This window comes from Achromobacter sp. Root170 (assembly GCF_001428165.1).
Classification (GTDB): domain Bacteria; phylum Pseudomonadota; class Gammaproteobacteria; order Burkholderiales; family Burkholderiaceae_B; genus Achromobacter; species Achromobacter mucicolens.
Genome location: NZ_LMHN01000017.1, coordinates 202,833 through 223,098, shown reverse-complemented (window position 1 = coordinate 223,098; position 20,266 = coordinate 202,833). Strand labels below are relative to the sequence as shown.

At 67.5% G+C, this 20,266-nt stretch carries 17 protein-coding genes; 12 read left to right on the top strand and 5 right to left on the bottom strand.

Going from position 1 to position 20,266, the window contains the following annotated elements; genetic code table 11:
* Positions 1 to 64: 64 nt before the first annotated feature.
* The 3 genes from ASD87_RS21775 (at position 65) to ASD87_RS21765 (ending at position 3,833) form a co-directional block, all read left to right on the top strand.
* The gene (locus tag ASD87_RS21775) at positions 65 to 769 is read left to right on the top strand and encodes an SDR family oxidoreductase (protein ID WP_056326495.1); all 705 of its coding nucleotides are present in this window, start codon (positions 65 to 67) and stop codon (positions 767 to 769) included.
* Between the two features lie 119 nt (positions 770 to 888).
* The gene (locus ASD87_RS21770) at positions 889 to 2,439 is read left to right on the top strand and encodes a DUF1800 family protein (RefSeq protein WP_056326492.1); all 1,551 of its coding nucleotides are present in this window, start codon (positions 889 to 891) and stop codon (positions 2,437 to 2,439) included.
* Complete coding sequence (locus ASD87_RS21765; RefSeq protein WP_056326489.1) at positions 2,436 to 3,833, top strand: DUF1501 domain-containing protein; 1,398 nt, start codon at positions 2,436 to 2,438, stop codon at positions 3,831 to 3,833. Before ASD87_RS21770 ends, ASD87_RS21765 begins: the two co-directional genes overlap by 4 nt.
* Here ASD87_RS21765 and ASD87_RS21760 read toward each other — a convergent pair.
* Both ASD87_RS21760 and ASD87_RS21755 read right to left on the bottom strand, forming a co-directional pair.
* The gene (locus tag ASD87_RS21760) at positions 3,817 to 5,091 is read right to left on the bottom strand and encodes a type II toxin-antitoxin system HipA family toxin (protein WP_056326486.1); all 1,275 of its coding nucleotides are present in this window, start codon (positions 5,089 to 5,091) and stop codon (positions 3,817 to 3,819) included. The two genes, ASD87_RS21765 and ASD87_RS21760, sit on opposite strands and share 17 nt — an antisense overlap.
* Positions 5,088 to 5,363 (bottom strand): helix-turn-helix domain-containing protein, encoded by a 276-nt coding sequence (locus ASD87_RS21755; RefSeq protein WP_162256804.1) that lies wholly within the window; start codon positions 5,361 to 5,363, stop codon positions 5,088 to 5,090. Before ASD87_RS21755 ends, ASD87_RS21760 begins: the two co-directional genes overlap by 4 nt.
* A gap of 252 nt (positions 5,364 to 5,615) precedes the next feature.
* Between ASD87_RS21755 and ASD87_RS21750 the strand changes: the two genes are divergently transcribed.
* The 4 genes from ASD87_RS21750 to ASD87_RS21735 all read left to right on the top strand — a co-directional run bounded on the left by ASD87_RS21750 (position 5,616) and on the right by ASD87_RS21735 (position 7,919).
* On the top strand, positions 5,616 to 6,080 hold the full coding sequence (locus tag ASD87_RS21750) for a GNAT family N-acetyltransferase (RefSeq protein WP_056326479.1): 465 nt from the start codon (positions 5,616 to 5,618) through the stop codon (positions 6,078 to 6,080).
* A gap of 103 nt (positions 6,081 to 6,183) precedes the next feature.
* The gene (locus tag ASD87_RS21745) at positions 6,184 to 6,552 is read left to right on the top strand and encodes a hypothetical protein (protein WP_056326478.1); all 369 of its coding nucleotides are present in this window, start codon (positions 6,184 to 6,186) and stop codon (positions 6,550 to 6,552) included.
* Positions 6,553 to 6,576: 24 nt separating this feature from the next.
* Positions 6,577 to 7,107, top strand: a complete 531-nt coding sequence (locus tag ASD87_RS21740) for an RNA polymerase sigma factor (RefSeq protein WP_056326473.1) — start codon at positions 6,577 to 6,579, stop codon at positions 7,105 to 7,107.
* Positions 7,104 to 7,919 carry an anti-sigma factor gene (locus tag ASD87_RS21735; RefSeq protein ID WP_056326470.1) on the top strand — a complete coding sequence of 272 codons (816 nt, stop codon included), beginning with the start codon at positions 7,104 to 7,106 and terminating at the stop codon, positions 7,917 to 7,919. Before ASD87_RS21740 ends, ASD87_RS21735 begins: the two co-directional genes overlap by 4 nt.
* A gap of 74 nt (positions 7,920 to 7,993) precedes the next feature.
* Here the strand turns inward: ASD87_RS21735 and ASD87_RS21730 are convergent, their stop codons facing one another.
* From ASD87_RS21730 to atzF, 3 genes are read right to left on the bottom strand one after another with little or no spacing between them, the layout of a single operon-like run.
* Positions 7,994 to 8,722 (bottom strand): GntR family transcriptional regulator, encoded by a 729-nt coding sequence (locus ASD87_RS21730; RefSeq protein ID WP_056326468.1) that lies wholly within the window; start codon positions 8,720 to 8,722, stop codon positions 7,994 to 7,996.
* Entirely contained in the window at positions 8,719 to 12,357 is a 3,639-nt protein-coding gene (gene uca / locus ASD87_RS21725; protein WP_056326465.1) for an urea carboxylase, read from the bottom strand. Before uca ends, ASD87_RS21730 begins: the two co-directional genes overlap by 4 nt.
* A 27-nt stretch (positions 12,358 to 12,384) precedes the next feature.
* Complete coding sequence (atzF, locus tag ASD87_RS21720; RefSeq protein ID WP_056326463.1) at positions 12,385 to 14,223, bottom strand: allophanate hydrolase; 1,839 nt, start codon at positions 14,221 to 14,223, stop codon at positions 12,385 to 12,387.
* A gap of 369 nt (positions 14,224 to 14,592) precedes the next feature.
* Between atzF and urtA the strand changes: the two genes are divergently transcribed.
* The 5 genes from urtA to urtE are packed head-to-tail and all read left to right on the top strand — an operon-like array spanning position 14,593 to position 20,164.
* Positions 14,593 to 15,846, top strand: coding sequence for an urea ABC transporter substrate-binding protein (gene urtA / locus ASD87_RS21715; RefSeq protein ID WP_056326460.1), 1,254 nt, complete (start codon positions 14,593 to 14,595; stop codon positions 15,844 to 15,846).
* Between the two features lie 25 nt (positions 15,847 to 15,871).
* Complete coding sequence (gene urtB / locus ASD87_RS21710) at positions 15,872 to 17,503, top strand: urea ABC transporter permease subunit UrtB (RefSeq protein WP_056326456.1); 1,632 nt, start codon at positions 15,872 to 15,874, stop codon at positions 17,501 to 17,503.
* Positions 17,500 to 18,627 carry an urea ABC transporter permease subunit UrtC gene (urtC, locus tag ASD87_RS21705; protein WP_056326453.1) on the top strand — a complete coding sequence of 376 codons (1,128 nt, stop codon included), beginning with the start codon at positions 17,500 to 17,502 and terminating at the stop codon, positions 18,625 to 18,627. The genes urtB and urtC overlap by 4 nt, the downstream gene beginning before the upstream one ends.
* Positions 18,624 to 19,463, top strand: coding sequence for an urea ABC transporter ATP-binding protein UrtD (gene urtD, locus ASD87_RS21700; protein ID WP_056326450.1), 840 nt, complete (start codon positions 18,624 to 18,626; stop codon positions 19,461 to 19,463). The genes urtC and urtD overlap by 4 nt, the downstream gene beginning before the upstream one ends.
* 2 nt (positions 19,464 to 19,465) lie before the next feature.
* Complete coding sequence (gene urtE, locus ASD87_RS21695; protein ID WP_056326447.1) at positions 19,466 to 20,164, top strand: urea ABC transporter ATP-binding subunit UrtE; 699 nt, start codon at positions 19,466 to 19,468, stop codon at positions 20,162 to 20,164.
* Positions 20,165 to 20,266 lie beyond the last annotated feature (102 nt).

The following is a 20,266-nucleotide window of genomic DNA, read 5'->3' as shown; positions in this document are numbered from 1 at the left end:
GTGCTGTGCGCAGCGCATGCCCGCCCCTACAATGGCTGCTCCCGAATTCCAGACTGGAGCGAGCATGAGCACGGAAAAAGTGGCGATCCTCACGGCGGCCGGCAGCGGCATGGGTGCGGCGGCGGCGCGCAAGCTGGCGGCGGACGGATACCGCGTGGCCATCCTGTCGTCGTCCGGCAAGGGCGCGGCGCTGGCGCAGGAACTGGGCGGCCTGGGCGTCACCGGGTCGAACCGCTTGCCCGAAGACCTGTCGCGCCTGGTGGACGCCACCCTGCAGAAGTGGGGCCGCGTCGACGCGGTGGTCAATAGCGCCGGCCACGGCCCCAAGGGTCCGCTGCTGGAACTGAGCGACGACGACTGGCACCTGGGCATGGAGTTCTACCTGCTGAACGTGGTGCGCATCACCCGCTTGGTGGCGCCGGTGATGAAGCAGCAGCAATCCGGCGCCATCGTCAATATCTCCACCTATGCCACGTTCGAGCCGGAAGCGCTGTTTCCGACGTCGGGCGTGTTCCGCGCCGGGCTGGCCGCCTTCACCAAGGTGTTCACGGACGAGTACGCGCAGTACAACGTGCGCATGAACAACGTGCTCCCGGGCTTCATCGACAGCCTGCCCGAAAAGGAAGACCGCCGCGTGCGCATCCCGATGGGCCGCTACGGCACGGCGCAGGAAGTGGCGGACCTGATCGCGTTCCTGGCGTCGAGCGCGTCGTCCTACATCACCGGCCAGAACATCCGCATCGACGGCGGCATCACGCGCTCCGTGTGACGCGCGCGGGATCGCCGGCCTCATGCATTTGGCGTAGTCCCTCGTCCGAATGACGGTATTGAAGGCCCCGGCGGGCTTTTAGTACCGTAGGTTTTCACATTCGACGAGGTGTTTGGCGCATGTCCGCTACATCGTCAGCGGCTGCGCCGCAGTCCGCCCCCCCGACTCCCGGCCAGGCCTCGCGCTTTCTGGCGCAGGCCACCTTCGGCCCCACGCCGGCCGACATCGACGCCGTCGTGCGGGTCGGCTATGCCGCCTGGCTGGACGCCCAGCTCGACATGCCGCCATCGCAGACGCATTTCGACTGGCTGCTCCAGAAAAACCGCAACACCGAGGCCTTCAAGGGCAACGGCATCAATGCGCCGCTGGAATCCACGCTGTGGCGCAAGTTCATCAGCGCGCCCGACCAGGTGCGCACGCGGGTCGCGTTTTCGCTGTCGGAGATCTTCGTCGTCGGCGTGTCCGCCATCACGGCGTCGTGGCCGCTCTTCGGCGCGGCCGGTTTCATGGATCTGCTGGCCAGGCACGCCCTGGGCAATTACCAGGACCTGCTGACCGCGGTGACGCAGAACCTGTCGATGGGCTGCATGCTGACCTATCGCGGCAACCGCAAGGAAGACCCCAGGACGGGCCGCCATCCCGACGAAAACTACGCGCGCGAGGTGATGCAGCTGTTCAGCATCGGCCTGCTGGCGCTGGAGCAGGACGGCACGGTCAAGCTCGTCAACGGCGCGCCCGTGGAAACCTACACCAATGCCGACGTGCAGGGGCTGGCCAAGGTCTTTACCGGCTGGGACATCAACGGCCCGGAAACGGACGTGGAGTTTCATCGCCGTCCCATGGCGCTGAACAACGCGCTGCACTCGATGTCGGAGAAGCGCTTCCTGGGCGCGGTCATCCCGCCCGGCACGGATGGCCACCTGTCGCTCAAGCGCGCCATGGAGGTCATCAGCGCCCATCCCAACGTGGGACCCTTCATCGGCATGCAGCTCATCCAGCGCATGGTGACCAGCAATCCCAGTCCGGCGTACGTGGGCCGCGTGTCGGCCGTGTTCAATGACGACGGGAAGGGCCAGCGCGGCAACCTGAAGGCCGTGGTGCGCGCGATCCTACTGGACCCGGAGGCGCGCCAGCCGGACCTGAGCTCGCCCTATTGGGGCAAGGTGCGCGAACCGATCCTGCGCTTTTCGGGATGGGCCCGCGCGTTCGGCGCGGATTCGACCAACGGCGAATGGGCCATGCCCGACACGACCGACAACACGATCCGGCTGGCGCAGAGCCCGATGCGGTCGCCGTCGGTGTTCAACTTCTTCCGGCCCCGCTACGTGCCGCCCGTCACCGAGCTTGCGCGGCGCCACCTGGTTGCGCCGGAGCTGCAGATCACCGACGAGACCAGCATCGCGGGCTATCTGAATTTCCTGGCCATCTACGTGGACCGCGGTTGGGAGGACCTGCAAACCGCCTACACACCCGAGATCGCGCTGGCCAAGGACCCCGAGGCGCTGGTGGCGCGCGTGGTGCTGCTGCTGGCGGGCGACGCCTTCAGCGCACGCACCGCGGCCGCCATCGCCAAGGCCGTGGCCACGCTGCCGCCGGACCGCCCGCGCGACCGGGTCCGCGCCGCCATCATGCTGGTGGCCGCCACCCCGGAATACCTGGTGCAGAAATGACAGACCGCCAAGGCCTCGACCGCCGCAACTTTCTCCTGCGCGCCATGGCGCTGGGCGCAACCCGCGGCGCCGCTCCGCTGGCGCTGAACCTGGCCGCGATCGGCGCCGCCGCGGCGCAATCCGCCCCGCCCGCATACAAGGCGCTGGTCTGCGTCTTCCTGTACGGCGGCAACGATCCGTACAACACGCTGGTCCCCTACGATCCGTCGTCGTATCGCGCCTACGCCGCCGCGCGCGGCGACATCGCGCTGCCGCGCGACGCGCTGCGCGCTACCGTGTTGCGCGGCAAGGCGGACACCCAGGGCGGCATGCAGTTCGCCCTGGCCCCCGCGCTGGCGCCGCTGGCCCCGCTGTACGAACGCGGCGAGATGGCCGCGCTGTTGAACGTCGGCCCGCTGATCGTGCCCACCACCAAGGCCGAATACATCGGCGCGCGCGTGCCGCTGCCGCCCAAGCTGTTCTCGCACAACGACCAGCAGTCGGTCTGGCAGGCGCTGGCGCCCGAGGGCGCGTCCTCGGGCTGGGCGGGCCGGCTGACCGATCTTTTCGCGGGCGCGAACGCGCACCGCACCTTCACCGGCATCACGGCGGGCGGCAGCACGGTGCTGCTGGCCGGCCGCAAGGTGGCGGGTTATCGCGTGGGCATCAACGGATCCACGCAGATCGACCTGCTGCATCGCGACATGTATGGCTCCAGCGCCTGCACCGCCCTGCTGCGCGAACTGATCACCGAGCCGCGCGAACACCTGATGGAACGCGAGATGTCGCGCATCGCCGCCCAGTCCATCTCGGCGGACACGCGCCTGCGCGCCGCCTTGGCCGACGTCGCCGTGCCCGGCGATTTTTCGTCGCCGCTCGCGCAGCAGTTGCGTATCGTGGCGCGCATCATCGCGGCCCGCGACACGCTGGGCGCGCGGCGGCAGGTGTTCTTCGTCTCGCAGAATGGCTATGACAACCACACGGGCCTGTCCGATACGCACCCGGCGTTGTTGAAGGAACTGGGCCAGGCGCTGGCGGCATTCCAGAACGCCCTGTCGGACATGGGCGTGGCCGATCAGGTCACCACCTTCACGGCCTCCGAATTCGGCCGCACGCTGGGATCCAACGGCAACGGCTCGGACCACGGCTGGGGCGGGCACCACTTCGTGCTGGGCGGCGCGGTCAACGGCGGGCGCTGCTACGGCGCCCACCCGGAAATCGCACTGAACGGCCCAGGATTCGTCGACAACGGCCGCCTGCTGCCTACGACAGCGGTAGATCAGCTGGGCGCGGATTTGGGCGCCTGGTTCGGCGCCAGCCGGGACGATCTGCGGACAGTGTTTCCGAACCTGCGGCACTTCGGGCCGGAGCCGTTGGGGATGTTGTCGTCTGCGCCGGTCAAGTCTGAAGCTTAGGAGCAAGAGAGTGAGCGCATTGCATCAGCTTCTTCGCAACCGCCTCATCCACCGGTTTCATGCCATACGACCAGAGCTCGAGCATCCGGCCAATATTGCGCACCGCCTCCTGATCTTGATTGACGGACACGAACGCCTCCGCGCAATCAGCGGTCTTAAGCAGCGCCGCGCCAAGATGCTTTCGCCAGTGATTCTGTCTTGCGGACGAAACGTCGCAGACCAAGCCTAACCGCTTCAAGGCGTCGGCGGTCGGCCAGCGCTTCGTTCCTCCCAGCGTAAGCGCCATGCCGTCGTTGGCGTCGCCGTGGTTATCGCGAGGCGCGTACACCGACATCGTCAACATGTCATAAACGGGGGCCAACGTGGGTATCGCGCCGGGCTCGTACAACAGTCCAAAATTCTTCAGGTGCGCATCGCCATTTCTGATGGACGCGGCCAGCAGGTACTGCGCATAGAACTGATCGCAAGCAAGTTGTCCCGCAAGTCCGGGACAAAACGCGCGGATGGTCCGCACGATACGCTCTGCAGAGCCACTGAACTTATCCCGGGCCGGCTGGGCGGTCAGTGCGCACATATCCTCAAAGCCAAGGGCTTTTCCCGCGGCATCAACATCAAAACGTCTAACCAAGAGGCGGCTGAAGTCCGACGCAAGATGCGTTTCGGGCACGTTAAGTCCCATCTCTCGCGCCGCCATCATCCCAAAATGTTCCATCAAAACGATATCTGGGCGATCGGGATCATTCAATTTGACGATCCACTGGTCGACGGCGATGGTGCGCTTGACGCCATCCCCGCCGACGGGACTGCGGGCGAGGAACTTCAGGAATCCTCCGGACACACCCGGGCCGTGACTATCCTCGCCCAAGTAATGGCGCACGATGCCTTTCAAATCCGACGACAACAGATTTTGAAGCGACTCGTGGACGCTTCTTCGCGAAGGCTTGGCGCCTGCAGGCAAGGCTTTGACCTGACCTATCAGGTTCTCGCCAACAATCGACAACAACTCCATGTCGCCAAAACTTGAAAAGTTCTTGGCGAAGAACCGTTCGAGCGTTTGCCGCAATGCCCCTTCGGGCAACGAGACCTGAAACACAGGAAACAGAAATGGGCTTGTCCAGCTTTCCGTGCGTGGGGGCATCAGTAACGAGACGGCCAACTCTCTGGGCGTATCGGGCAAATAGGTAAACACGAACGAAGTGATGCCGGTTTGGTCCAGCACCCCCACCTTCGTCTCCTGTACGTAGATATCCAACGTCATGATTCACGCCCTTCGCGCGAGCGGCGATACGCCATTTCATTTTCGGCGAACACATCTTCCAGCGTGGGCGGCGCGTATTCTGTCGGGACGACCTTCAACTCCAGGTCCAGGACGCGCATAAGGCGGCGCAACGTCGAGACATTGCAATCGCCACCGCCTTCGATGGCCACCAGTGCCCGTCGGCTGATGCCTGCAAGCTCGGCGAGACGCGCCTGGGTGTACTTGCGGTCACGCCGGGCCTTGACCAGCGCGCCAATCAGCGGGTCCTTCATGTCAGCAGTCATAGGTCACCGGAAATGTGAAGTATAGGTATCAATTTATCGCTAATGGGCACGTTTGTGAAGCGTACTACTCATTTCATACCTCTTCCCTCGCATCGGAACATTCCAGGACCAAATAACCCCGGCGCCTGGCGCGCCGCTGCGCAACGGCTAGCGTCCCCCCCACTTCCGATCTATAACCTCAGACACCCCGCTCCGCCATTCGGCGGCGCGCGCGTTTCCACGGTCCTTGCGCATCGCAACATGAACCTGCCTCCCGATCTGGCGCTCCAGCCCGCCACCGAAGAAGACGTGCCGTTCCTGCTGGCCCTGCGCAAGCGCACGATGACGGCGCATCTGGAGCGTGCAGGCGTGTCGCTGGACGATGCCGGACACCTGGCGCGCATCCAGTACCACTTCGATGACGCCCAGATCGTCTGGTTGGGCGGGCGGCCCGCGGGACTGTTCAAGCACTACCGCGATGCCGCCGGCTGGCGCATCGTGCAGATCCAGATCGATCCGGATTTTCAGGGCCAGGGGCTGGGCCGCCGGCTGGTGGCCGACGTGCTGGACCGCGCGGACCAGGAAGGGGCGCCCGTCACGTTGAGCGTCCTGAAAGGCAATCCCGCCCGGCGGCTGTACGAGGCGTTGGGCTTTACCCCTGTCATGGAGACCGAGCTGGAGCACGAAATGCGGTATGACCCCGGCGCCGTCCGGCCGGGTGGTTGAGCCCTTTGCGGCACATTTTTTTCCGGACCGCGGAATAAAGCGGCGCCGGCCGGCGTCCGTAAAGGGCAGTCCCCCCAAATCCTCCCCACCTACGAGGCACACCATGCGCAAACACACCGCCGCGGCCCTGGCTCTCGCCTGCGCCGCCCTGTTCTCGGCCGGCGCCCACGCCCAGGCCGTCAAGACCCAGGACGGCATCCTGGTCAATAGCGCCGGCATGACGCTGTACACCTTCGACAAGGACTCCGCGGGCAAGAGCGTCTGCGTCGACGCATGCGCGAAGGCCTGGCCGCCCGCCATGGCCGCCGCCGACGCCAAGCCGATGGGCGACCTGACCGTCATCACCCGCGACGACGGCAGCAAGCAATGGGCCTTCAAGGGCAAGCCGCTGTATCTGTTCGCCAAGGACACCAAGCCGGGCGACAAGACTGGCGACAACTTCAAGGAAATCTGGCACGTCGTCAAACCCTGATCCGGACACCTGCCTGATCTGCCCATGCGCGCCGAAGACGAAGCCCAGATCCTGGCCTGCATCCCCAGCCTGCGCCGCTATGCGCGCGGGCTGACGGGCGACCCGGATCGCGCCGACGATCTGGTGCAGGACACGCTGGAGCGCGCATGGAGCCGCTATTCCCGCTGGCAGCGGCGCGGCGAGCTGCGTGCCTGGATGTTCGGCATCATGCACAACCATTTCATCGACGGCGTGCGCGCCGCGGGCCGGCGCAGCGACCAGACGGCGCCGGGCGACCTGCCCGATGCGCCGGTGCGCGCCACCCAGACCGACCAGCTTGAAGTGCGGGACCTGGACCGCTGCCTGCTGGCTCTGCCGGCAGAGCAGCGCGAGGTTCTCTTGCTGATCGCCGTCGAAGACCTGTCCTACCAGGAGACCGCACGCATCCTGTCGGTGCCGATCGGCACCGTCATGTCGCGGCTCTCGCGCGCCCGCGAAAAGCTCGGCGCGCTGATGCAGGGCCGCGAACCCGCCAGACGGCTGCGGCCCGTTCCCTCCCCGCGTGAAATGCCATGACCGACAAACGCCTCCATCCGGTTCCCGCCGCGGGCACGCCCATCACGGAAGCCGACCTGCATAGCTATGCCGACGGCCAGTTGTCCGCCACGCGCCATGCGGAGGTAGCCGCATTCCTGGCCGCGCACCCGCAGGACCAGACCCGGGTGGACGAGTGGCAGGCGCAGCGGCGCGCGCTGCACGCCCTGCTGGATCCCGTGCTGGACGAACCCCTTCCCTTGCGCTTGCCGCTGCGCGCGCCGGCTCGGACCTGGCCCTGGCGCGCGTTGGCGGCCAGCGTGGCCGTCGCCGTGGTCAGCGCCAGCGCCGCCTGGATGCTGCGCGGCGCCGTGGATGCGCGCCATCTGCAGACGGTGCTGGCCACCGCCAGCCCGGAGCGGGCGGCTGGCGGCTATGCCCAGCGCGCCGCCATCGCCCACGCGGTGTATGCGCCCGACATGGGCCGGCCCGTCGAGGTCAGCGGCGAAAACGAGAAGGCGCTGGTGACGTGGCTGACCAAGCGAATGGGCGCGCCGATGCGTGCGCCGTCGCTGTCGAAAACGGGTTATGAACTCATCGGCGGGCGGCTGCTGCCGGGCGGCGCCGGTCCGGTGGCGCAGTTCATGTATGGCGCGGCCGATGGCCAGCGCCTGACGCTGTACGTCACCCGCGAAGCCGCCGGCGGACAGACTGCCTTCCAGTTCACGCAGGAAGGCCCCGTGCGGGTGTTCTATTGGGTCGAAGGCGAGTTCGGCTACGCGCTCTCTGGCGCCGTCAGCCGCGACGAGCTGCAGCGCGTGTCGCAAGAGGTCTACCGCCAGCTGCAGGGCTAGACGCACCCGCTGCGGGCTACGCGCGGTCAGCTGCGGGACGGCGACGTGCGAGCAAGCGGGCTGCCGGCTGCCGCTCAGCCCGCGCTCGCGCGCGCCTCGTGCAGCATGTGCAGCGTGATCTTGCGCACCTCGGCCTTGCTCATCTCGATGTGGGACCGCAGCATGCGCGCGGCCTCCTCTGCCCGGCGCGCCAGGATCGCCCGCAGGATGGCCGCGTGTTCGTCGTAGGTGGCGTCCACGCGGAAGTCCTTGGTGAAGTCCAGCCGCCTGACGATGCGGATCTTCTCCGTGACGTCGCGGTGGATCTGCGCCATCTCCGGATTGCCTGCCGCGGCCACCAGCGAGCAATGGAAAGCTTCATCCAGCTGCGCCACCAGCCGGCCGTCCAGGATGCGCTGCGGCGGCGGCACCAGCCAGACGTCCGTCAGCGCGCCCAGAATGCCGGCCGGATCCATGTGTTCGCGGGCGCACAGCTTTTCCACCGCCGCCTGCTCCAGCACCACGCGCACGTCGTACAACGCTTCGAAGCGCTCGAAGTCGAACGGCCGCACCTGCCAGCCGCTGCGCGGCCGGGCCAGCACGAAGCCTTCGCGTTCCAGCCGCGCCAGGCCCAGCCGCACGGGCGTGCGGCTGACGCCCAGGCGCGCCACCAGGTCGGCCTCGGTGAAGCGTTCGCCGGGCAGCATCCGAAAGCCGAACAGGTCGTCCTTGATGCGCTGGTAGACCTGATCGGCCAGCGAGCCGGCAAGCGCCGGCGCGGGGCGGATGGCCGGGCCGGCCTGGACGGCTTCCAGCCGCATCATCCGGTCACGACGCACGTGGCGTCTTCGGTGATCACGACCAGCGGATCGCCCGCGTTGACGGGCTTGCCGGGCACGCAGCGGATGGCGGAAACCGTGCCCGACGCCGGCGCGATGACGGACAGCTCCATCTTCATGGCCTCGACCACCACCAGCGTGTCGCCGGCCGACACGCTCTGCCCCACCTGGACCGGAATCTTCCAGATGTTGCCGCACATGTCGGCGCTGACCAGCCGCTCGCCTTCGCGCAGCACGGTCTCGGCCTCGGGTTCGGCGGCAGGCGGTTCGGCCGCCACGTCCTCGGTCTTCCAGAGCGCCACTTCGGCATCGAACGCCGTCTTCTGGCGGGCCTGGAAGGCGGCGATGCTGTCCGCCTGCTCGGCCAGGAAACGGCGATGCGCGGCGAAGTCGAACACTTCTTCCTCGATGCGGACGGTGGCACGGCCTTCGCGGAAGTCCTCGCGCAGGACATCCAGTTCCGCCTCGGTGACGGGATAGAAGCGCACCTGGTCGAAGAACCGCAGCAGCCACGGCTTGCCGTCCTGGAATACCGGGTTCTTCAGGAACTTGTTCCAGATGGGCAGCGTGCGGCCCACGAGCTGATAGCCCCCGGGCGAGTCCATGCCGTAGATGCACATGTACACCCCGCCGATGCCCACCGTGCCTTCGGCGGTGAAGGTGCGCGCGGGGTTGTATTTGGACGTCAGCAGGCGGTGACGCGGGTCGATGGGCACCGCGCACGGCGCGCCCAGATACACGTCGCCCAGGCCCATGATGAGATAGCTGGCGTCAAAGACGATGCGGCGCACCTCGTCGCGCGCGTCCAGCCCGTTGATGCGCTGGATGAAGTCGACGTTGTTCGGCAGCCAGGGCGCGCTGGCGCGCACCGTTTCCTGATAGCGCTGCACCGCGCCCAGCGTGGCGGAATCCTCGAAGGCCATCGGCAGGTACACGACGCGCGTGGGCACCTTCAGGGTCGCCACGTCGGCCAGCCCTTGTTCGATCTCCAGCAGCTTCGCAATCAGCGCGCCCTGCAGGATGACGCGGCTGTCGTAGCGGATCTGCAGCGAGCGCACGCCGGGCGACAGCTCCAGCACGCCGTCAACCGGATCCGCATTGAGCGCCTCCATCAGCAGGTGGATGCGCATGCGCAGCGCCAGGTCCAGCACGTTGTCGCCGTATTCCAGCAGCAGATAGCCGTCGCCGGCTTGCCGGTACGACACCGACGGGCGCGCCCCATCGGCGGGCAGCGCGGCGATGATGGTCTCCGAGACCGTCGCCGGCACGGGCGCGGGCTCGGTCGCGGCGGCCGCCGCGGGCGCCAGTTCGGCGATGCGACGGTCCTGCGCGGCTTCCAGCGCCACGGCCTGCGGGTAATCGATGCGCACGAAGCGGATGCGGTCGCCAGGCTTGACCTGCCCCACCTTCCATAGCTCGGCACGCGCGATGGTGACGGGACACACGAAGCCGCCCAGGCTGGGGCCGTCGCGCGTCAGGATCACGGGACTGTCGCCGGTGAAATTGATGCTGCCGATTGCGTACTCGCAATCATGGATGTTGGACGGATGCAGGCCGGCCTCGCCGCCGTTCTCTCGCGCCCACGTCGGCTTGGGACCGATCAGCCGCACGCCCAGGCGATTGGAGTTGTAGTGCACCTCCCAGTCGGCCGCAAAGAAGGCGTCGATGGCGTCGGGCTGAAAAAAGTCGGGCGCGCCATGCGGGCCGTACAGCACACCGATCTCCCAGGTGTTGCCGTATTCGGGGATCAGCGCGGCGGGTGCGGCCTGCGGCAGCGTCTCGGGCGGCGCGGCCGTGGCGCCCGCCAGTTCGGGACGCACGACGGGCAGCATGTCGCCCACGCGCAGCGTGCGGCCGGCATGGCCGCCAAACTGGCCCAGCGCAAAGGTGGACCGGCTGCCCAGGTACACCGGCACGTCCAGCCCGTTGCGCACCGCCAGGTAGCTGCGGCAGCCGGACAGCGCGCGGCCGGTGGCCAGCACCTGTCCGGAAGTGACAAAGATGGGCTGCCACATCGGCACCGGCTCGCCATCCAGCGTGGCCGCGCACGACGCGCCCGTCAGCGCCACGACGGCATCGCCGTGAAAGCGCAGCGTCGGGCCGATCAGCGTGGTCTCGATGCCGGCCGCGTCCGGCGCATTGCCGACGATGCGGTTGGCCACGCGAAATGCGTAATCGTCCATGGGACCGGAGGGCGGCACGCCGATGTCCCAGTAGCCCGCGCGGCCGGGATAGTCCTGCACGCTGGTGTAGGTGCCCGCTTCCAGGACCTCGATGGCCGCGGGGCGGTATGCAAAGCCTTCCAGAAACCGCGTGGACAGCTGGCCAGCGCGAAAGCGTGCATCGGCCACGATCTGGCGCAGGTAATCCAGGTTGGTCGCAATGCCGTGCAGGCGCGTGCGCGCCAGCGCGTCGGCCAGCTTGTCCAGCGCGGCCTCGCGCGTGTCCGCATGCACGATCAGCTTGGCCAGCATCGGGTCGTAGAACGCGGGCACGTCGGTGCCGGTCTCGACCCAGCCATCGACGCGCACGCCGTCCGGGAACGACACTTCCGTCAGCACGCCGGGCGATGGCTGGAACTGGCGCAGCGGATCCTCGGCGTACAGGCGCACTTCGATCGACGCGCCTTGCGGAGCGCGCGACATGGCGGCGTAATCCAGCGGCTCGCCCGCGGCAACGCGCAGCATGCACTCCACCAGGTCCAGGCCGGTCACGGCCTCGGTCACCGGGTGCTCGACCTGCAGCCGCGTGTTGACCTCCAGGAAGTAGAAGCTGTCGCGCGCCGGATCGTAGATGAACTCCACCGTGCCGGCGGAGCGGTAGTTCACGGATTCACCCAGCTTGACGGCGGCATCCAGCAGCGCGGCGCGCGTGGCGGCAGGCAGCAACGGCGCCGGGGTTTCCTCGATGACCTTCTGGTTGCGGCGCTGCACCGAGCAGTCGCGCTCGCCCAGCGCCAGCACGCGGCCCGCGCCGTCGCCAAAGATCTGCACCTCCACATGCCGCGCGTTGTCCACATAGCGTTCGATGAACGCGCCGCCGTCGCGAAAGAAGTGTTCGCCCATGCGCTGCACGCTGTCGAACGCGACGGTCAGTTCCGCCTCGTTCTCGCAGCGCGACAGGCCGATGCCGCCGCCGCCCGCCGTGCTTTTCAGCATGACCGGATAGCCGATGCGTTCGGCCTGCGACAGCGCCTCGCCCAGGCTGGACAAGAGGCCGGTGCCCGGCGTCATCGGCACGCCCGCGTCAGCCGCCAGTTCGCGCGATCGGTGCTTCAGGCCGAACTCGCGAATCTGCAGCGGCGTGGGGCCGACAAAGGCAATGCCGGCAGCCTCGCAGGCTTCGGCGAAGTCGGCGCTCTCGGATAGAAAGCCGTAGCCGGGATAGATCGCCTGCGCGCCGTGTGCGCGCGCCGCGTCCAGCAACAGGTCCATGCGCAGGTAGCTGTCGGCGGCCTTCTCGCCGCCGAGCGCCACGGCCACGTCGGCCTCGCGCACATGCGCGGCATTGCGGTCCGGATCGGAATAGACGGCCACGCTGCGGATGCCCAGCCGCTTGAGGGTGCGGATGGCGCGGACGGCGATCTCGCCGCGGTTTGCAATCAGAACGGTATCGAACACGATGCGACTCCCTGGGGTGAGGCGGGGTTATCGGGTGGCGGCGTTCAGGCTGGCCAGGTAAGCGCGCCAGCCGCCGAATTCGGTGATGTCCCGCGCGCCGTCCAGGCCGCGCGGTTCGCAGATGAAGCCCTTGACCAGGCGTCCGTCGGCCAGCTCAAGCGTGCCGATGCCCAGCGGCGCGGGAATCTCGGCCACGAACGCGCCAAAGGCCGTCACGGGCACGTCCCACAGCTCGACTTCGATGGCGGCGCCGCTGTCCATCTTCACCAGGCCCGGCTTGGGCGGCGTGGTGTTGGCCAGCGCGAAGAGCCGGTAGTCGCCGGCTGTCGCGGTCTTCTCCACGAACACCGCGTGGCGCGAGGTGAGCTGATGATTCAGCGGCATGCCGGTCAGGTGGGCGCCCACCACCGCGACGCGCACGGTGTCCGCGGACGGCGCGCCATCGGCCGCCAGCGCGGGCAGCGGTGCGCCCGTCGCGCCCAGCGGCAATCCGCGGCGCGCCTGCCATTGCCTGCCGAACTGCGCCAGCGCGCGGTCCTGCCACGCCAGGCCGATCAGCGTGATGCCCGAGGGCAGGCCATCGGCGCGCATGCCGGCGGGCACGGCCAGCGCGGACAGGTCGGCCAGGTTGGCGAAGTTGGTGTAAACGCCCAGGCGGGAATTGAGCGTGACGGGGTCCGCTTCCAGCTGGGCGATCGTGTAGATGGACGGCGAGGTCGGTACGACCAGCGCGTCAAAGCCTTCGAGCGCGCGGTGAATCTGGCGGGTCAGCTCGGCGCGGCGGTACTCGGCCTTGAACGCGTCCAGCGCGCTGTAGTTCGCGGCCTGCTCGACGATGCCGCGCACGACCGGATTGATGGCGTCGGGGTTCTCGTTCCACAACGCCTGGACCGCGGCAAAGCGCTCGGCCACCCACGGTCCCTGGTACAGCAATGCCGCCAGTTCGCTGAACGGCGCGAAGTCGATGGCTTCGACCTGGGCGCCATCGGCGCGCAGCGCGCGCACGGCGTCGTCGAACACGGCGGCGGCTTCGGTGTCGCCAAAGAATTCCAGCGACGCCGGCACGGCCAGCCGCGGCGCCTTGGGCCACGGGCGCGCCGCGCCCGCCGGCACGCTGCGCGAATAAGGATCGGCGTCGTCATACCCGCCCGCCACCTGCGCGACCTTGTCGGCGTCGTCCACGGTCAGTGCGAAGATCGACACGCAGTCCAGCGTGCGGCATGCCGGCACCACGCCCGCGGTGCTGAGCCAGCCCTTGGTGGGCTTGAGCCCGACGATATTGTTGAAGCCCGCCGGCACGCGACCGGAGCCCGCGGTATCGGTGCCCAGCGAGAACGCCGCGATGCCGCGCGCAACCACTGACGCTGAGCCCGAACTGGAGCCGCCGCTTACGTAATCGGGATTGAACGTGTTGGCCACGGCGCCGTGCGGCGAGCGCGTGCCCACCAGGCCGGTCGCAAACTGGTCCAGATTGGTCTTGCCGATAAGGATGGCGCCGGCTGCGCGCAGACGGCGCACGACGGTCGCGTCTTCCTGCGGCGTGTAAGCGAACGCGGGACACGCCGCGGTGGTGGGCCAGCCCGCCGCATCGATGTTGTCCTTGATGGCAAAGGGCACGCCATACAGCGGCAGGCGCGAGATGTCGCCGCCCGCCGCGGCCAGCAAGAGACGCAGGCCGTCGAGCTGTTCATCGAGCTGGACGCGGTCCACGCGCCGGATCCAGGCGTTGTCCTTGTCTGCGTTATCGCCGGGCTCGGCGGCGTAGCTGGCCAACAGCGCCTCGGGCTGCGCCCCGCCGCGATAGGCGGCCTGCCATTGCGCGATGGTCCAACCTGCGGGTTGCTTCTGCGTTGCTGCGGCATTCATGCTGGAATCCTTTCTTGTATACAAGTACGGATTCCCAAGCAATCTGCGTGCCATGTTGGCGGCGCGCGGCGCTTTCCCTCTGACGCGCGGCCGGACCGCACGCAAGCCGCCGGCGCCGGTCCCCGCATCGGCCCGTGCGCCGCACCGGAATCGGGCGCAACGCGCACCGATGTTGTGCGGACGGCACCGTTCTGATCGCACGCGCGCCACGCCCCGGCCGCCACGCGTCTTCGCGTAAACCCACCCCCTTCATACAGCAGCGTGCAGCGTTGCCAGCACTTGGCACACGTTTTGCTTTTGACTCCTGTGCGACTGCTTTTTCCGAACGTTCTCGCCGGCCCGGCCGGCCTATTCCATCCAGGAGTCACCATGAAACGCAGACTAGCCCTTAAGCAACTGACCGCCGTGAGCCTGTTGGCCATGACCGGATGGATGCCGCAGGTTCACGCCGCCGAGGACACCATCAAGGTCGGCATCCTGCATTCGCTCTCGGGCACCATGGCCATCTCGGAAACGTCGCTCAAGGACGTGGCCCTGATGACCATCGACGAGATCAACGCCAACGGCGGCGTGATGGGCAAGAAGCTCGAAGCCGTGGTCGTCGACCCCGCGTCGAACTGGCCGCTGTTCGCCGAGAAGTCGCGCCAGCTCCTATCGCAGGACAAGGTGGCCGTGGTCTTCGGCTGCTGGACCTCGGTATCGCGCAAGTCGGTGCTGCCGGTGTTCAAGGAACTGAACGGCCTGCTGTTCTACCCCGTGCAATACGAAGGCGAAGAGCTGGAAAAGAACGTGTTCTACACGGGCGCCGCGCCCAACCAGCAAGCGATTCCCGCCGTCGAATACCTGATGAGCGAAGACGGCGGCGGCGCCAAGCGCTTCGTGCTGCTGGGCACCGACTACGTCTACCCCCGCACCACCAACAAGATCCTGCGCGCCTTCCTGCATTCCAAGGGTGTGAAGGACAGCGACATCGACGAGGTCTACACCCCGTTCGGCCATTCCGACTACCAGACCATCGTCGCCAACATCAAGAAGTTCGCCACGGGCGGCAAGACCGCGGTCATTTCCACGATCAACGGCGACTCGAACGTGCCCTTCTACAAGGAACTGGGCAATGCGGGATTGAAGGCCACCGACGTGCCGGTCGTCGCGTTCTCGGTGGGCGAAGAGGAACTGCGCGGCGTGGACACCAAGCCGCTGGTCGGCCACCTGGCCGCCTGGAACTACTTCCAGTCCGTCAAGAACCCCGTCAACGACGCGTTCATTGCCAAGTGGAAGGCGTACGCCAAGGCCAAGAACCTGCCCAACGCCAACACGGTCGTGACGAACGATCCGATGGAAGCCACGTACATCGGCATCCACATGTGGAAGCAGGCCGTCGAACAGGCCAGGACGACCGACGTCGACAAGGTGATCGCGGCGATGGGCGGCCAGAAGTTCAACGCGCCCGACGGCTACACCATCGAGATGGACAAGACCAACCACCACCTGCACAAGCCCGTCTACATCGGTGAGATCAAGGCGGACGGCCAGTTCAGCGTGGTCTGGAAGAGCAAGGGCCCGATCCGTGCCCAGCCGTGGAGCCCGTACATCCCGGGCAACGAAGGCAAGCAAGGCCTGTAGTCTCAACATCAAGGAAAAGGCAGCCATGCGCATCGCGGCAATCGCACACTTCTTGCGTCGTTTCCTCCTGGCATGGCTGATCGCCGTGCCGGCGCTGGCCGCACCCGCGGCCGCCGCCGGCGTGGACCAGACCCTGCTTGCGCCGCTGGCCGGCGACGACACCGACGCCAGGCTGCAAGCGATTGCCGCGCTGGGCCAACTGCCCGATCCGGGCGCCGCGGCGGTGCTGCAGGCGCTGGGTAGCGACCAGCTCTACGCCACCGCCGACGGCCGCGTGCTGATCGGCACGAGCGGCACGCGCGCCACCGACCCGTCCACGGGCGCGGCCGTGGACCTGCCTGCGGATGCGGGCACGATTTCCATCAACAACCGTCTGCGCCGCGCCATCGAGGCCGCGCTGGCGGGATCGCGTCTGTTCTCCGACGACGCCAACGAACGGCTCGCCGCGGCCCGGCGGCTGCAGCAGACGGGCGACCCCGCGCGCCTGCCCATGCTGGAAAAGGCGCTGGCGGCGGAAAAGAACGAGGCCGTGCGCGATGCGCTGCTGATCGCGCAGGCCAATCTGGAATTGAAAAGCGAAGACCCCGCAAAGCGCCGCCACGCCGTGCAAGTGCTGGGCGACACCCAGAACGCCGCGTTCCGGCCCACGCTGGCCGCCCTGACGCAGGAGCGCGACGGCACGTACGCGGAACCCGACGCCGGCGTGCGCGAGGCGGCGGCCAACGCGGTCAAGCAGATCGACCGGCACCTGGCCACGATCGAATGGGCGGGCAATCTGTTTTACGGCGTCAGCCTGGGCAGCGTGCTGCTGCTGGCGGCGCTGGGTCTTGCCATCACCTTCGGCCTGATGGGCGTCATCAACATGGCGCACGGCGAGCTGCTGATGATCGGCGCCTACGTGACGTATGTAGTGCAGACGCTGTTTCGCGCATGGCTGCCGGGCTGGCTGGACTGGTATGTGGTGGCCGCCCTGCCGCTCGCGTTCGTCGTGACGGCGCTGGTCGGCATGGCGCTGGAGCGCACCGTGATCCGCTGGCTGTATGGCCGCCCGCTGGAGACGCTGCTGGCCACCTGGGGCATCAGTCTGATGCTGATGCAGGGCGTGCGGTCGCTCTTCGGCGCGCAGAACGTCGAGGTCGGCAATCCCAGCTGGATGTCGGGCGGCGTGACCGTGCTGGGCGGGCTGGTGCTGACGTACAACCGGATCGTCATCATCGGCTTCGCATTCTTTGTGGTCTTTCTGGTGTGGGCGCTCTTGAACCACACGCGGCTGGGCCTCTTTGTGCGCGCCATCACGCAGAACCGGCGGATGGCCGACTGCGTGGGCGTGCCGACCGGCCGCATCGACATGCTGGCCTTCGGCCTGGGCTCGGGCATCGCCGGGCTGGCGGGCGTGGCGCTCTCGCAGCTTGGCAACGTCGGGCCCGACCTGGGCCGCGGCTACATCGTGGACTCGTTCATGGTGGTGGTGCTGGGCGGCGTGGGCCAGCTGGCCGGCACGGTCATCGCCGCGCTGGGCCTGGGCGGCGTGAATAAATTCCTGGAGCCTTACGCGGGAGCTGTCATGGCCAAGATCACCATCCTGGTGCTCATCGTGCTGTTCGTCCAAAAGCGGCCGCAAGGCCTGTTCGCCCCCAAGGGCCGGAGCGTCGAATGAAACAGACCGCGCTGACCGACCTGAACCTGCTTGCGCGCCGCCCGCTCTTCTCGGGCCGGGTGTGGGCCGCGCTGGCTGCGGGTGTTGTCCTGCTGGCCCTCCTTCCGCTGATGAATCTGTGGTTTCCGCCGGGCCATACGCTGCACGTGTCCGCCTATGCCGTGGCTTTGCTCGGCAAGTTCATGTGCTACGCCATGGCGGCGCTGGCGCTGGACCTGGTGTGGGGCTATGCGGGCATCCTGTCGCTGGGCCATGGTCTCTTCTTTGCGCTGGGCGGCTATGCGCACGGCATGTACCTGATGCGCGCCATCGGCCGCGACGGCGTCTACCAGAGCGACCTGCCCGACTTCATGGTGTTCCTGGACTGGAAGACCTACCCCTGGTATTGGTCCTTCACCGAGCACTTCTGGTACGCGATGCTGCTGGTGGTGCTGGTGCCCGGCGTGCTGGCGTTCGTGTTCGGCTACTTTGCGTTCCGTTCGCGCATCAAGGGCGTGTACTTCTCGATCATCACGCAGGCGCTGACCTTTGCCGCGATGCTGCTGTTCTTCCGCAACGACACGGGCTTTGGCGGCAACAACGGCTTTACCGACTTCAAGCGCATCCTGGGCTTTGACATCACCGCACCGGGCACGCGCGCCACGCTTTACTGGGTGACGCTTGCCGCGCTGGCCGGCGCGCTGATCCTGGCGCGCGCAGTCACGCAAAGCAAGCTGGGGCGTGTGCTGACCGCCGTGCGCGACGCCGAGAGCCGCGTGCGGTTCATCGGCTACGACCCGCTGGGCTTCAAGCTGTTCGTGTGGACGCTGTCGGCCGTGCTGTGCGGCATCGCGGGCGCGCTGTACGTGCCGCAGGTGGGCATCATCAACCCGGGCGAAATGTCCACCGAGAACTCCATTGAAATGGTGATCTGGGTGGCCACGGGCGGGCGCGGCACGCTGATCGGTCCCATCATCGGCGCGGGCGCCGTCAACGGACTGAAGACCTGGTTCACCAGCGTGCTGCCGGAATACTGGCTGTACGCGCTGGGCCTCATCTTCGTGATGGTGACCCTGTTCCTGCCCACCGGCATCGTCGGTCTTGCCCGCCGCATCGCGGCCCGCATCCAGGAGAAGAAGGCATGACCACCACGCACACCGAATCGGCCATGCTGGACGGCGGCCCCAGCGGTGACGCCGGCTACGGCCGCGTCAGCCCCAAGGGCCTGGACACCAGCCACGGCGCGATCCTGTACCTGGAAGGCATCACCGTCAGCTTCGATGGCTTCAAGGCGCTGAACGACCTGACGCTGGATATCGGCGTGGGCGAACTGCGCTGCATCATCGGCCCCAACGGCGCGGGCAAGACCACGATGATGGACGTGATCACCGGCAAGACGCGGCCGACGGCGGGCACGGCCTACTTTGGCCAGAGCATCGACCTGACGACGCTGAGCGAGGCGCAGATCGCGCACGCCGGCATCGGCCGCAAGTTCCAGCGCCCCACGGTGTTCGAGCAGCACACCGTCTTCGAGAACCTGGAGCTGGCCATGAAGACGGACAAGCGCGTGCGCCCCACCCTGTTCTCGCGGCTGACCAGCGAACAAGCCGACCGGATCGGCGAGACACTGGACCTGATCCGGCTGCGGCCGGAGGTCTGGCGCCCCGCGGGCCTGCTGTCGCACGGGCAGAAACAGTGGCTGGAGATCGGCATGCTGCTGATGCAGGAACCGCAGCTGTTGCTGCTGGACGAGCCCGTGGCGGGCATGACCGACGCCGAAACCGAACGCACCGGCGAACTCTTGAACGAACTGCGGGGCCGCCATTCCCTGATGGTGGTGGAACACGACATGGACTTCGTCAACCAGATCGCCGGCGACGGCAAGGTCACCGTGCTGCACGAAGGGTCCGTGCTGGCAGAGGGGCCGATGAGCCGCGTGCAGGCTGACCCGCGCGTGATCGAAGTCTATCTGGGGCGCTGAACATGCTGGACGTAAGCACGATCGACCAATACTACGGCGGCAGCCACACCCTGCGCGGCGTGTCGCTGTCGGTGCGCCAAGGCGAATGCCTGGCACTGCTGGGCCGCAATGGCGTGGGCAAGACGACACTGCTCAAGTGCGTGATGGGCGTGCTGCCCGTGGCGCGCGGCGGCATCGCGTTCGACGGCGCCGACATCACCCGCCTGGCGCCGCACCAGCGCGCCGCGCGCGGCATGGCGTATGTGCCGCAGGGCCGCGACATCTTTGCGCGGCTGACGGTGGAAGAGAACATCCTGATGGGCATGGCGACCAAGCCCGCGGCCCGGGCCCGCCGCATCAAGGAAGAAGTCTTCGAGCTGTTTCCCGTCTTGAAAAGCATGCTGTCGCGGCGCGGCGGCGACCTGTCGGGCGGACAACAGCAGCAGCTGGCCATCGCGCGGGCGCTGGTGGCCGAGCCCAAGCTCATCATCCTGGACGAGCCCACGGAAGGCATCCAGCCATCCATCATCAAGGACATCGCGCGCGTTATCCACATGCTGCGCCAGCGCGGCGACATCGCGATCCTGCTGTGCGAGCAGTATTTCGACTTCGCGCGCGAATTGGCCGATCAGTTCGTGGTGCTGTCGCGCGGCGAGGTGGTGGCCCGCGGCGGGCGCGATGCGATCGACGGCGAGGACGTGCGGCGGCATCTGTCGGTTTGAGGGGCGCCGCGGCGCTAATCGTTGGGCGCCGCGGATGGACTATGCTCCGGGTCTGCTGGCGCGCATTGGCATCACGCATTGGCATCGCGCATTGGCATTACG

Excerpts from the sequence above, each read along its gene's own strand:
- ASD87_RS21775 (WP_056326495.1), top strand. The coding sequence starts at position 65 with ATGAGCACGGAAAAAGTGGCGATCCTCACGGCGGCCGGCAGCGGCATG.
- ASD87_RS21770 (WP_056326492.1), top strand. The coding sequence starts at position 889 with ATGTCCGCTACATCGTCAGCGGCTGCGCCGCAGTCCGCCCCCCCGACT.
- ASD87_RS21765 (WP_056326489.1), top strand. The coding sequence starts at position 2,436 with ATGACAGACCGCCAAGGCCTCGACCGCCGCAACTTTCTCCTGCGCGCC.
- ASD87_RS21760 (WP_056326486.1), bottom strand. The coding sequence starts at position 5,091 with ATGACGTTGGATATCTACGTACAGGAGACGAAGGTGGGGGTGCTGGAC.
- ASD87_RS21755 (WP_162256804.1), bottom strand. The coding sequence starts at position 5,363 with ATGAAGGACCCGCTGATTGGCGCGCTGGTCAAGGCCCGGCGTGACCGC.
- ASD87_RS21750 (WP_056326479.1), top strand. The coding sequence starts at position 5,616 with ATGAACCTGCCTCCCGATCTGGCGCTCCAGCCCGCCACCGAAGAAGAC.
- ASD87_RS21745 (WP_056326478.1), top strand. The coding sequence starts at position 6,184 with ATGCGCAAACACACCGCCGCGGCCCTGGCTCTCGCCTGCGCCGCCCTG.
- ASD87_RS21740 (WP_056326473.1), top strand. The coding sequence starts at position 6,577 with ATGCGCGCCGAAGACGAAGCCCAGATCCTGGCCTGCATCCCCAGCCTG.
- ASD87_RS21735 (WP_056326470.1), top strand. The coding sequence starts at position 7,104 with ATGACCGACAAACGCCTCCATCCGGTTCCCGCCGCGGGCACGCCCATC.
- ASD87_RS21730 (WP_056326468.1), bottom strand. The coding sequence starts at position 8,722 with ATGATGCGGCTGGAAGCCGTCCAGGCCGGCCCGGCCATCCGCCCCGCG.
- atzF (WP_056326463.1), bottom strand. The coding sequence starts at position 14,223 with ATGAATGCCGCAGCAACGCAGAAGCAACCCGCAGGTTGGACCATCGCG.
- urtA (WP_056326460.1), top strand. The coding sequence starts at position 14,593 with ATGAAACGCAGACTAGCCCTTAAGCAACTGACCGCCGTGAGCCTGTTG.
- urtB (WP_056326456.1), top strand. The coding sequence starts at position 15,872 with ATGCGCATCGCGGCAATCGCACACTTCTTGCGTCGTTTCCTCCTGGCA.
- urtC (WP_056326453.1), top strand. The coding sequence starts at position 17,500 with ATGAAACAGACCGCGCTGACCGACCTGAACCTGCTTGCGCGCCGCCCG.
- urtD (WP_056326450.1), top strand. The coding sequence starts at position 18,624 with ATGACCACCACGCACACCGAATCGGCCATGCTGGACGGCGGCCCCAGC.
- urtE (WP_056326447.1), top strand. The coding sequence starts at position 19,466 with ATGCTGGACGTAAGCACGATCGACCAATACTACGGCGGCAGCCACACC.